Genomic DNA, 12,313 nt, shown 5'->3' with positions numbered 1-12,313 from the left:
GGAACTCTTTAACCCCTCAACCACATCCTCAAGCTCAACAAACAACTCCCTAAGCTCACCCTTAAGCTCCTGCACCCCCTGCTGAGCACTATCACGCTCTTCCTGAGTACGCTGCTCAAACAACTCAAAAGCCCCATCCAACGACACCTCAACCTCTTTATCACCAAACAAACCACCAAAGCCAGGAATCTTATCAAGAAAACCCAAATCCAAACACCACCCAAAAAATAAACCTAAACCAACATATCAAGTTCCCAACCCACAATAAAAAACAACCAAAAAACATGATGCTGCCGGAATTGGGTATATGTTCAATAGTTCAGGCTCTTATACTGGGGTTGACCTTGACAATGTGGTTAATGAAGATAAACCAAATAAAGAAGCTAAAGAAATAATACAAACACTAGATAGTTATACCGAGTATTCCCCTTCTTTAACTGGTTTTTATATTATTGTTAAAGCGGATAAGGAAACCGATAAAGCAAGGTCTGAACTTATAGACAACCCAGAAAGTGAGATTGAGATATACGACAACCTACGTTTCTTTACATTCACAGGCCGTATATACCGAGATTATAGCGAGATAAAAGGCCGTCAAGACGAATTAAACAAGGTTGTGGATAAATACCTTTCTAGGTCTGACCCCGAGCCAGAAACCCCGGAAAACAAGGATATAGACGGGTCTAAACCGCATGGCCTCGAGCTTAAAGATCTTCATGAAATAGCAATGAAAGACAATAAATTCAAAGAACTATATCAGGGCGACATATCCAGTTACCCCAGCCAAAGCGAAGCCGATCTCGCGTTAATGAGTAAAATGGCGTTTTACACGCAGAAAGACCCCTCACTTATGGAAAACTGGTTTAGCCGATCGGCGTTAGGTCAACGCCGGAAATGGCGGAAACGCAGAGATTATCAGCACCGCACAATAGATAAAGCAATTTCAGGGACCACAGAAACCTACGACCCCAAAACCTCCAGTTCTATGGATAAAAAAAGGGATAGCGGGAGAAAGAGCTTTCTAAACCTGCGGCCATCATAGAAAAAGCATTGCTTAACCTGGATTTTAACCCTAAAGAGCTAGCGCGTAAATGGGATAACAAAGAACAGCACAACAATTATTTTTCGGTATCTGACCTTTTCGGCAACATCAAAACCTTAAGGACCGGGTTAAACAAGCTGCGGAGAAACCGGATCGGCCGGAAAAAGAATAATATAGATCAATCTGAAAGGAAACGGGTTATAGCCGAAGCTGTGAAACTTGATTTAGACGGTAAAGGGGAATTTCTAAAAAACAAAGATAACGGTTATTTCTATTACTACGAACCAGAAACCGAAGTCTATAACCTAAACAACATCGGCCAGCTTGTATATGATAAATATGACGTTGAACCCTCAAGCCAGGAAGGTAAATTAATTGAAAGTGTATTAGAAAGCCATACCGAATATAAAGGCCGTGAAGTAACGGTCCGGAAACTGTTTTATTATGATGACCTCGAAAACAAACTCTATATCCACGACCGAAACAAACTCTATTACGTTCTAGATGGCCAGGAAATCAAAAAACAAGAAAACGGATCCAAAGGCATTTATTTTGTGGATCAGGCAACAACGGGAGAACTCAAATATATACCAGAAAGTGAAAGAGAGCTAGGTTTCGAGGTTAAAGGCAAAATATCAAGTGATTTTAAAGCGGGTACGTGTAAACTACATAGCTTTATAGCTAACCAAACAGCTTTTACCTCAACCACAAACCTAACCGCTGACCAACAACGTTTACAGCTATTATTACATTTTTATGTTATTCCATTCAATGAAGCGGTTAATAGCAAGCCAATAATGATATTTAACGGCCGTGAGGGATCCAGTAAATCGGCAACACTCAAAAAACTAGGTCTATTTTTTGTTGGTGAAAAATACCTCCCCAGGTCCGAACCTGACGCTAAAGAAGATTTTTTCATTGCGTGCAGTCAACAACCCTTTACGTTTTTTGACAACATAGATAACAAACCACAACCCTGGTTTGAAGATGCACTCGCGGCAACAGCAACGGGAGTTAGACAAACCACAAGGAAACTGTTTACAGATAATGAAGAAGTACACGGCGAACCCAAGACCTTTATAGGTATAACCTCGCGAAACGTGGAGTTTAGACGTGCCGACATCATGGATCATAGCCTACTTTTCCACCTGGACCGGTTAGATCAGGTTGTGGATAAACAAAACCCATATGTTGGAGAAAGGGACCTTTGGCGGCCGATATTTGAACATAATAATGAGCTTTGGAGTGAGTACATGGACCGGTTAAACCAAATAATAGCCTACATAGACAACAACCCCAAAACCATAGGGTCAAGCCACCGCCTAGCTGACTGGGCCATAATGGCCAAAAAAATAGCCAAAGCACTAGACCTAAACCAAAAATACGACATAAACCAGATATTCGAGAAAATGGAAACTGAAAGAGCAGCGTGGACCCTTAAAGATGACAACCTTTTCCAACACCTAAAAGAAGCTATTGCCGAAGGCAATTTACCACAAAACCAAGAACTAACAGCTAAAGAAATAGCGGAGAGGGTCAACGAAATAGACGAACATATCAACTACAAACCAAAGACAATAGGCCGGAAACTATCAACCAACGAAAGAGCTTATAAAGAAATCTTCAACCTAAAACGTGAAAAACAAGGAAACCGATATGTCTATCAATTTCCCACACAAAACCACATAGAAGCCGAAGAAAGCCAAAACACCCAAACCCTAACCCAAACCATAGAACAACCCCAAAAACCCCAGAAACAACGAATAAACATAATCATAGACCACTACGAACAAAACAAACATTCCGGCCTAATCCTAAAAGAATATCTCGAGAAACTAACCAACGAAACAGAACTTGAAAACAACGAAAAAACAGCTAAAGAAATCGAGAAACTCCGGGAAGAAGGAAAAATAACACTACTAGCCGACACCGAAAACAACGAAAACAACGAAAACAACGAAAACAACAAAATAGAAACCTGGGACCTCTCAAAACCAAACCAAAACAAAGAAGGGTAAACCATGAAACAAAACACAATTAAAAACATAAATATGAGGAAAGACGAGCCAAACCCAAAGCATTTTCTCGAAACAATGCAAAAAATACGTGAAAAAACAAACACAAATAAGATAATAAACAATTTCCTAAACTAACCCCTGAGAGAAGGCAACTTTCGGGGTCAAAGGTACGGGGTTGTGTGCATAAAACCCGAAAGACCACCCCTCTAAAAAGAGGTTTAGAAAATGTTAAAAAAATACCTACAACAAACCCAGTTCTTTAACACAATCATAAATGAAGAAAAACAATTCCAGAAATACAAAAATACATTTCAAGAACTGGATTGTATCGGAATAATGGTTTTACCTGACTGGCTAGCTATGCAGAAAGCGTGTTTAACTGGTATGCTAACAGTACCACCCAGGCGTTTAGGCGTACGCATGGAAGATAGAAGATTAATCCTAATAACCAACGTATATGATGAAAGCAAAAAAGCCATAAGAGTAGGTATAACACAACCAGAAGCCCATAACCTCGGAGATAACACATGGATCCGATGGATACCTAAAAAACTAATCATAGAACACCACCCTAAAGACCTATACCCAAACCATGATTTGATAAAAAAACATGAAAACAACCCCTAAACCCCGTTTCGTGTTTCATAGAAAAAACAAAACAAAAAGGGTGAAAAACACATGAAAACAACCAAAACATACCAAAACAACAAAGGAAAATTACCGAAATACCATAGAAAAAACGAAATCAAAAAATTGCTAGAAAAAGCCAACCAGGAAAACCAACGAGATTATCTAATACTCAAAATAATGTGGGAAACTGGTTTAAGACTAAGTGAGCTAGCAACTTTAAAGGTTGAAGATATAGACTTCAAAGACAACACAATAACAGTACGTGAGGGGAAAGGAGGAAAAGACAGAGTAGTACCACTAACCAACGAAACCAGCAACCTCTTAAGAATGTTTACAAACAACCTAAAAAAACAAGATCAAGTTTTCAAGATAGGTAAAAGACAAATACAAAACATAGTTTCCAAATACGCAGAAAAAACAAACATAAAAACACACCCCCACAAATTTAGGCACTCTTTCGCGGTACATAGCCTAAAGCAAGGCATGGATCTCCGAACCCTCCAGAAAATATTAGGCCATTCTTCCCTATCCACAACCCAGATCTATTTAGACGTAGTAGCCGATGACGTAAAAAAAGAATACCAGAAAATATGGAAATAAATAAAACCCTTTTTTTAATCTCTCATTTCTGTTGTTTTTGTGTTCTAGAAATACTCTAAAGAAAAAAAGAGTGTGTTGGGGGAGGGGAGGAGGGTGTATGGAACAAACCACTAAAAACCATTTATAACTTAATAGCCATTCACCGTACAGGTATAAATAGCCATTCACCGTCAATTAAAACAACATGTACCACACCATCATTTGATTGTTCTGTTCCATGCTCATCTTCATATATAATACTTATTTCGACAGGTGCCCAGTCGTCAATGTGATCATAAACATTAAAATACCAAAACTCCTGCTCCAGGTCAAATTCATAGGAGTAAACAGCAGAATACCCTCTTTCAGCAGAATACCCTAGTTTTTCAGCTGCTTCTTCGACTGTCAATTCCTCGGTATCAATTGAAATCAACTCCATCTGCTGCCGTTGTTGTTCCCATTCGAATATCCTATCTTCATTCCAATTTTGCATTTGAGCTTGAGGAATTAGTTTATCTGTTGTTGCGTCGTAATCACCTTCAAAACTAGCTGTGAAGTAATCTTCGACTGCTGCTTCTGGCTCTGTGTCTAGTATTCCTAAGCATCCTGCTGTAGCTGCTGCTCCTGTGATCATTGCGAATGTTAGAAAAACTATTGCTAGGTTTTTTCCCATAAGTAAGTACCTATCTTGAAGTATTGTTCAGTTCGTTTATATAGTTTTGGTGGTTTATAGGGTTTCTGTATGTGTATGGTGATTTTAATGGTTTTTAGAAGGTTTTTCTCTGAAGAAAAATCTATAAGTAGTTTTTTTCTTTTGGTTTTTTAGGTTGTAACAGATAGGGGTCATTAATTATAATTGTTATTTATGTAACCCCTGGTGTGTGTAACTTTAAGAAATGAGATCTTCACGTGCGTTTAACTAAATAAAGGTAGGTCTTGTTTCTCTCATATGTTCACGCGCGTATAACTAGGTAAATGTAAAGTCTTATTTTTTTTACTCACGCGCATATAATTAAATAGTATAGGGGGTTTGTGTGTGAATTTTTATTGTAGTTTTTTAGGTTGTTTTCTTTGAGTTTTATTTTTTAGGTTTTCCGTTCTTTCGTGTTTTCTTTATGGCATTTCCAACCATAGTAACGCTAAAAATCCAAACACAAATATAGCCGCGATAATTACCCAGCCGATAGCAATATTGTTTTTTGTTTCATCATCCATAATTAAAAAACCTTATTGTGTTTTTTTATGTCTATTCATTAATATACATGGGTGTGTTTGGGTGTGTGCACGTAGTGAGATATTTATTTTAAGGTTGTTTTTTTGTCTTGTTTTGTGGGTTTTTTTGTTTGAAACTTTTTTTTATTACTGGTAAATTATTTGTTAAATTCTATTTTATTATGTAAAGATGGCAAAAAATAGTTCTAAACCTGAACGGTTCAATATTTATGTGTTTTTTAGGCGTAGTTGGTTCATTATTCGCTATTTCAGGTGTTTTTTTAGAATGGGTTACTGTTGATACTGGATTTGTTACAGAATCTTTGACTGGGTGGGATCTATACACTGCCCCAGAAGATAGTACTTGTTTTATCTTTTAGTGGTAGTTTTCAGAATTGTTAAGTTGTGGTCTGTCTAATTAGTTTGTGTTATGAATTTACGAGAAAGGTTTTTAGGTGCGTTGCGTGGGGAAGAGGTTGATATGGTTCCTGCGGTTAGTGTTACTCAGACAGGTACGGTAGATTTTATGGAGGCAAGTGGAAGTAGTTGGCCTGAAGCCCATTATGATGCGGAGAAGATGGCGGATCTTGCAGTTGCAGCATATGAGGTTGGGGGACTTGAGTCGGTTCGCTATCCGTATTGTCTTACTGCGTTGGCCGAGGTAGTTGGCTGTGGATTGAAGGAGGGCACTCGGGATACACAGCCCTCAGTTGAGACACATCCCGGGCTTGATGGCATTGAGATGCCGGATGACTTAAGCCAGGCCGGTAGGGTGCCTGAGATTCTGGAGGCAGCCAACCTAGTTCGAAGCAAGGTTGGTGATGAGGTCCCGATAATTGTTGGTATCGAGGCTCCGGATGAACTTGCTGCCCACATCCTTGGTTCCAGCAACTACATAAAGGGCTTGATCACAGATCCAGAAATGGTTGAGGAGGCTCTTGAAGTCTCAAATGAACTTTCGATGGAGTATGCGCAGCTCGTTTTAGATAGTGGTGCCGACGCTGTATGCGTACCAGGATACTCAACACTAGACATCGTAGACCCAAACAGCTTTAAAAACCTGATTAAACCAACATACAGGGAGTTCGTTGAGAACGTAGATGGCGACATAATAATGCACATGTGTGGCCACATAGACCAGATCATAGGAGACCTAGCAGACTGTGGATTCGAAGGAATCAGCATCGAAGCACAAACAGAAATACAAAAAGCCAAAGAAATAATCGGCAACAAAGCATCAGTAATAGGAAACATATCCACACCAAACACCCTACTAAACGGCAGCCCACAAGAAGTAATCAAAGAATGCCAACAAGCCCTAAAAGCCGGAACCGACATACTCGCCCCAGGCTGCGGACTAGCACCCAGAACACCAACAGAAAACGTACAAGCAATAGTAAAAGCAAGAAACCAATACTACCAAAAATAACAACAAAAAAATATCTTTTGGTTTGAAGTGAGAGTGCCTTGAGGCTTTACCCCGAGGTGGTTTACAGAAAGGTTTGGCAACATAAATCCCTAACTCTATAGTATAAGGGTTTTTAGCTCTGGAGTGGGGGATGGTCAAACCAAACACACTTATTTTATATATTGTTTATTTTGGATATTTTAATAATTATTTATGTATTTTTATGGTCTAAATTTTTTTGTTTTGTTTTTGGCTGTTTTTGTTTTTTTAGGTTAGTGTTGTTGTGATTAGGTATGTTATTATTGTTGATGTGATTATTGCGAGTATCCATATTATTATTGTTTTGGTGATTTTTTGTTTGCTTATTTTTTCTGCTCCGCCTATTAGGCCTGATCCTATTATTGAGAATATGATTATTTCGTTGAATGAGACTGGTATTCCTAGGAATGTTCCTGTGTGTGCTATTAGGCTTGCGGATAGTAGTGCGGCTGTTGCGTTTTTGTAGGTTAGGAGGCTGTATTCTCTTGATACTGCTTGTATGATTCTTGGGGAGCCGGTCCATGCGCCTATCATCATTCCGATTCCGCTGAACATGAGGAGTATTGTTGTGTTTATTTCTATTGCGTTTAGCATTGGTCCGACTACTAGGCCGGATTGGTTGGCTCCTGCTGTGAATGCTGTGTATGTTGCGAGGAATAGGAGTAGGTTGTTTATTAGTTGTTTTTTGTCTTTCATTTTGTTGTTGTTCATGTACCAGGCTACTGGGTAGCTGATTGCGATTGCTATGAAGGGTATTATTAGCCAGAATGTTAGTATGTAGAGTGCTTGGGTTGTTTGTAGTGTACCGCCTGCTGCTAGGCCGACTCCGATTGTGCTTCCGAATAGTGTGAAGGCGGTGGGCATTGGGTATTTGAATATGATTCCTCCGAGTATTAGGATGCTTGCTGTTGCTAGGATTATTGTTGCTAGGGGTGTTGTGAATTGGACTCCTGTTACTAGTTGGTTTCCCATGGTTTCAGCGACTGCTCCTCCTTGGAGTGTTGCGCCTGTGAAGGCGGCTAACCCGACTATTAAACTGCTTTTGAATATGCCTATGACTCCAGCTGATGTTATTGGTCCAAAACTAGGTGATGCACTGTTAGCACCTATTATCCAAGCGGTGAACAAACCGCTTAGGAACAACGCTATTAACAGTAGGATTTCCTGCATCTATCAATCCATCGCTTTCTTTATGGTTAGATTATGGTGTTTTTCGGTCTACTCGTGTTTTAGTGTGGTTTTTATCCGGCTGCGTTTTGACATCTGTCTATTTTTTCCATTATTTTTTCTTGTATTTCTGTGTCGTTTATGTTTATTTCCATAACGTATTTGTTGTTTTTTTTGCCTTTTATTTTGTTTTTTAATGCGTTTTTTTTGTTTAGGTGTGCGGATATTACTTTGCTGTCGAAGTATTGTGGGTTTGTTTTGCTGATGACGTTTTTGAAAACAAATTTCTCGAAGTTGCGGACCATTTTTCTGGCAACGGTGTCCGCTGATAGATAGAACTTCTTTACTCCTTTTTTCAGTTCTTCACTACGTTCCTTCGGGTCACTTTCCTCTTCAACCGCTTTCTTAACCTTCTTAAAACCATTTTTAACTTCCTTACTGGGTTTTTTATCCATTTCTTCCAAACGGTTTTTAGAGGTACATGAAACTTCAGCGGTTTTATCGATCATATCCCGTTTGTAATCCTCGTTCTCACGAGGCCGCCAATAATTCCAGTCATCAATCTCATCTTCAAACCCATTCTCCTCAAGAACCTTAGAGACTTCCCTACTCGTTTCAACGACTTCACTCCACTCTCCCTCAACCTTCATACCTGAAAAGGTTGTGTTTACCATTCTATATTTCACCAAATCTATTACTCTAAATCTATTACTCTGTGAGTGTTATATAGAGGTCATCCTACCTTATAAACCTTACGAACCAAAACCCAAAAAAACGGGTATAGATAGATATGTTTTAAGTGTCTCAAACCCATCTATTTGGGTAAGCCCAACAAACCCAACACGGGCAAAACACAAAACAAAAACAAAACCTAAAAAATAGTAAAGGTTGATGGAATCCAACCGACAAAAACCGATAAACTAAAAGTGTTTTATGGTTGGTTTGGGTTTTAGTTTGAAATTTAGGTTGGGTTGATGGTTGTTTTTATGTCGAATGTTGAGCGTACAACGGACTTTAATCGATGGATTTGTATGGCATGGCGGTATGTTGAGCTTGTTAAGCCTAGGGAGACGTTTTTGTTAATTTTTGCAGCACTGGCTACTGGTATAATTGCGGCACAAGGAATCCCTCCACTTGATACATATCTATTGGTTGCGGTGGCTGTTACTGCTGGTGTCTCTGGAACTATAACCCTAACAAATTATTTGGATCGAGACATCGATAGGCAGATGCGTAGAACACAGGATAGGCCTATACCCTCCCAGAGGGTTGCACCAAAAAACGCCCTATACTTCTCTACAGCATTAGTTATATTCAGTTTGATAATAGGCATCTACCTACATCCCCTTGCATTCTTCTTTGGAGCAACCGGAGTCCTAACATCAATCGTGCTAAGGAAAAAATCGATTTCCCACATACTAGGGGGATATTCAAGCGTAGCACCACTACTATTCGCCTGGGTCGCACTAGCCGAACTAAACCTAAAAATACTATTAATATCAATTCTAGTTTTCGTCTGGGTCCCAGTCCATGTATGGAGCGTGATGGTAGCATACAAAGAAGACTACAAACAAGCAGGGGTCACAATGTTCCCAGTAAACCAACAAGGAGACTTACCATTCAAACTATTCATAATCTTCTCAATACTAATATTCATAACCTCAATACTACTATACATACAAAGCACATTCACATACCTATACCTAACAACCGCAACCATACTAGGAATCTCAATGATAATAGGCTCAATACACCTCTACTACAACCGACAAGAAAAAAACGCATGGCTCCTCTACAAAATCAGCTCATTCCCATACCTCGGAATAATATTCCTAATCATGACACTAGAATACTTCATATAAACAAACCAATATCAACCAAAATAAAACTTAGATCTAAAATTAGTTTTAACTAAGAATTTCTATAAGAAAACCTGTATGAATGTCTTTTAAATTGGGTTTGTTGTTAGTTTTCGGTGTTTTTTTTTGATAGTTTTTTTAGGTATTTAGGTTCTATAGGTATGGAGTGTTTAGTTTAATAAGTTGCAGGAAACTAAAATGAAGAGTAAGTTGGTTGTTAGAAAAATAATTAAAAAGTTTATAATTTCTATAGAAGAAATTCAAAATAAACAGGATGAACGCGACGATAAAAATTTAATAGCAGAATGAAAACTGCTTAGTTGAGGAAATTTTATTGAAAGAGAGTAAGTTGGATTGATTGATTTGGTTGGTTTGGTTTTTTGGATGGTGTATCTAGTTGTTGGCTACTAAGACGATAGGAGAGGCGAAAGATACTCTTAGGAAATTGGTTAGTTATTCGTTAGATGGTGATGGGAATGCTCCGCCTGTGTTTTTGTGGGGTGGTCCGGGTATAGGTAAGTCTGCGATTATACAGCAGATAGTTAGTGAGCTTGGTATGGATGTTGAGGAGAATTTTATTGATTTACGTTTGACGCAGCTTGATCCGGTTGACTTGAGAGGTCTTCCTAAACTTGATTCAGATGAGTTCGTCCGTTGGTCCATACCCCATTTCCTACCTAGGGATGGAAAAGGCGTCTTATTTCTGGATGAATTGAATCTAGCGCCTGGAGCGGTTCAAAACGCCGCATACCAACTGATTTTAGATAGACAGCTCGGTGAATATAAAATGCCCTCAAGATGGGTGATAATCTCCGCTGGAAACCGACCAGAAGACCGTGCCGGAGTAAACCCAATGAAATCCCCCCTATCAAACCGATTCATACACTGGGAAGTAGAAACAAACATAGAAGACTGGAAAGACTGGGCCTACAAAAACGATGTAGATGAACGAGTAATCGGATTCCTAAACTTCAAACCCGAAATGCTCTACCAATTCCAGCCTGAACAGAGTGAACACGCATTCCCAACCCCCCGAACATGGGAAAGAGTCTCACAACTCCTAGAAATCGGGTTCACAGACACAAACGACATAGCAAGCGCAATAGGACTAGAAGCAGCCAGAGAATTCCAATCCTACATCAGCATGAAAGAAGAACTACCAAACCCACAACAAATCCTAGATGGAGAAAACATCATACCCGAACGCCCCGACATACTACACGTAATAATAACAAGCCTAATAGAAACAGCAAAACACCAAACAGGCCATGAACAACGACTAATGGAATACGCAGAACAACTACCAACAGAATTCACAGTACTACTAATAAAAGACGCATTAAGAGCCGGAATACAACTACAAAAAACACAAAAATTCACAAAATTCGTACAAAAACACAAAGGAACAATCATAGAAAACACACAAAACATAACATAAATAACCAAACTAAAGAAAGTATATGGCTATCCAGATAACAACTCCAAGCCGCCTCCACTTCGGATTCCTAAACCTAAACAAACAAAAAAACCTCGGAGGAATCGGCCTAACAATCCAAAAACCCAACAACAAACTAACAATACAAAAAACCAACAAAACAACCATAAAAAACGGAAACACACAAATAAAAAACAAAACCCAACAAATAGTCCACCATCTAGACCTACCTGGCTTGGAAGTAGAGGTTGAAAGTTACATACCGCCTCACAAGGGCTTTGGCTCCGGAACACAAACCACCCTAGCACTACTAACAGCAACCAAAAAACTCTACAAACCAAAACTCGATATAGAAAAGGTTGCCAAAGAACTAGGTCGACTAAAATACTCAAGAGTCGGTTTAAACGCCTACCTACACGGCGGATTCATCCTAGAGATGGGTCAAAAAAACAAAACGTATATAGAGAAATTCCCAGAAAACTGGCAGATATTGATAGCCGTTCCAAAAGGAAAGGGAGAACACGGAAACAAAGAAACAAAATCGATCCAAGAAACACTACCCATCAAAGGATATAGCGAGCGTGTTTCAAGCGAAATAATAACAAGGATGATACCAGCAATAGGAAAAGACCTACATACCTTCGGAAAAAGCTTGAACAAAGTACAAAGGGAGATGGGCAAGGCCTTCAAAGAAATACAGGGAGATACCTACTCAACCCCAGAAGGCCAGAAACTAGTTCAACAACTCAAAAAGTATACCCCTGCGGTAGGTCAGAGCTCATGGGGCCCAGCAATATACGCAATACTAGAAAACGATGTTGATGAAGCTTTTGAAACCGCCAAAAAAACAGTCGACAACGTATTCATCACCAAACCCAACAACAAAGGAGCAAAAATAACATACCCAGACTCATAGAACAGAGA

At 39.2% G+C, this 12,313-nt stretch carries 12 protein-coding genes; 8 read left to right on the top strand and 4 right to left on the bottom strand.

The genetic code is table 11. From position 1 onward, the window contains the following. Positions 1-207, bottom strand: a 207-nt coding sequence (locus tag AMET1_RS04910; protein ID WP_143406851.1) for a hypothetical protein, incomplete at its 3' end; no start/stop codon positions are given. A gap of 100 nt (positions 208-307) precedes the next feature. Between AMET1_RS04910 and AMET1_RS04905 the strand changes: the two genes are divergently transcribed. From AMET1_RS04905 to AMET1_RS04890, 4 genes are all read left to right on the top strand, one after another. Further along, positions 308-1,042 (top strand): phage NrS-1 polymerase family protein, encoded by a 735-nt coding sequence (locus AMET1_RS04905; protein WP_086637350.1) that lies wholly within the window; start codon positions 308-310, stop codon positions 1,040-1,042. Between the two features lie 212 nt (positions 1,043-1,254). Continuing rightward, positions 1,255-3,060: a hypothetical protein gene (locus AMET1_RS04900; RefSeq protein WP_086637349.1), complete on the top strand. Its 1,806-nt coding sequence runs from the start codon at positions 1,255-1,257 to the stop codon at positions 3,058-3,060. A gap of 225 nt (positions 3,061-3,285) precedes the next feature. Further along, complete coding sequence (locus AMET1_RS04895; RefSeq protein WP_086637348.1) at positions 3,286-3,687, top strand: hypothetical protein; 402 nt, start codon at positions 3,286-3,288, stop codon at positions 3,685-3,687. Positions 3,688-3,738: 51 nt separating this feature from the next. Then, positions 3,739-4,290 (top strand): tyrosine-type recombinase/integrase, encoded by a 552-nt coding sequence (locus AMET1_RS04890; protein WP_086637347.1) that lies wholly within the window; start codon positions 3,739-3,741, stop codon positions 4,288-4,290. 139 nt (positions 4,291-4,429) lie between these two features. Here AMET1_RS04890 and AMET1_RS04885 read toward each other — a convergent pair whose 3' ends face one another. Continuing rightward, the gene (locus tag AMET1_RS04885) at positions 4,430-4,942 is read right to left on the bottom strand and encodes a hypothetical protein (RefSeq protein ID WP_086637346.1); all 513 of its coding nucleotides are present in this window, start codon (positions 4,940-4,942) and stop codon (positions 4,430-4,432) included. A gap of 969 nt (positions 4,943-5,911) precedes the next feature. Between AMET1_RS04885 and mtaA the strand changes: the two genes are divergently transcribed. After that, positions 5,912-6,910 (top strand): methylcobamide:CoM methyltransferase MtaA, encoded by a 999-nt coding sequence (gene mtaA, locus AMET1_RS04880; RefSeq protein ID WP_086637345.1) that lies wholly within the window; start codon positions 5,912-5,914, stop codon positions 6,908-6,910. Positions 6,911-7,156: 246 nt separating this feature from the next. Here mtaA and AMET1_RS04875 read toward each other — a convergent pair whose 3' ends face one another. Both AMET1_RS04875 and AMET1_RS04870 read right to left on the bottom strand, forming a co-directional pair. After that, the gene (locus AMET1_RS04875; protein ID WP_086637344.1) at positions 7,157-8,098 is read right to left on the bottom strand and encodes an inorganic phosphate transporter; all 942 of its coding nucleotides are present in this window, start codon (positions 8,096-8,098) and stop codon (positions 7,157-7,159) included. Positions 8,099-8,169: 71 nt separating this feature from the next. Beyond that, positions 8,170-8,781, bottom strand: a complete 612-nt coding sequence (locus AMET1_RS04870; RefSeq protein ID WP_143406850.1) for a DUF5828 family protein — start codon at positions 8,779-8,781, stop codon at positions 8,170-8,172. Positions 8,782-9,081: 300 nt separating this feature from the next. On the opposite strand from AMET1_RS04870, the gene AMET1_RS04865 reads away from it, so the two are divergent. From AMET1_RS04865 to AMET1_RS04850, 3 genes are all read left to right on the top strand, one after another. Beyond that, complete coding sequence (locus AMET1_RS04865) at positions 9,082-9,957, top strand: protoheme IX farnesyltransferase (protein ID WP_161490775.1); 876 nt, start codon at positions 9,082-9,084, stop codon at positions 9,955-9,957. Between the two features lie 397 nt (positions 9,958-10,354). After that, entirely contained in the window at positions 10,355-11,392 is a 1,038-nt protein-coding gene (locus tag AMET1_RS04855) for an ATP-binding protein (protein ID WP_161490774.1), read from the top strand. Between the two features lie 22 nt (positions 11,393-11,414). Beyond that, positions 11,415-12,305 (top strand): GHMP family kinase ATP-binding protein, encoded by an 891-nt coding sequence (locus AMET1_RS04850; RefSeq protein WP_086637339.1) that lies wholly within the window; start codon positions 11,415-11,417, stop codon positions 12,303-12,305. Positions 12,306-12,313: the final 8 nt, after the last annotated feature.

The sequence above is a fragment of the Methanonatronarchaeum thermophilum genome, from assembly GCF_002153915.1.
GTDB classification, from domain to species: Archaea; Halobacteriota; Methanonatronarchaeia; order Methanonatronarchaeales; family Methanonatronarchaeaceae; genus Methanonatronarchaeum; species Methanonatronarchaeum thermophilum.
Note: the sequence above shows the minus strand (reverse complement) of the source record. Positions and strands in the feature narration are given on the sequence as shown.